The organism is uncultured Mesonia sp. (assembly GCA_947499595.1).
Lineage (GTDB): Bacteria > Bacteroidota > Bacteroidia > Flavobacteriales > Flavobacteriaceae > Mesonia > Mesonia sediminis.
The window spans coordinates 1-224 of the sequence record CANMOY010000063.1 but is presented as its reverse complement, the minus strand read 5'-3'; the positions used below and the strand labels follow the sequence as shown (position 1 = coordinate 224).

Annotated in this window: 1 protein-coding gene; it reads left to right on the top strand. The window is 46.0% G+C overall.

The annotated features are described in order from the left end of the window. The coding region (locus tag ACH2AZ_RS12575; protein ID WP_394908112.1) for a hypothetical protein at positions 1 to 224 on the top strand (224 nt) is incomplete at both ends.

Genomic DNA, 224 nt, shown 5'->3' with positions numbered 1-224 from the left:
CAAACCTTAGCCAATGCACAGAACAATGCTTTACCTTTACCGGCCAACTTTACCAATACGGTAAATACCACCCAAGTTATCTATGCGCGTGTGGTAAGCCCAGGAGTAGCCTGTTACACCATTGTAAATGTAACCCTAGAAGTATTCGACAGTCCTCAACCGGTATTGCCACAAGATCTAGACGCACTAGAAGCCTGTGATACCAACAATAGCGGAAACGCCGT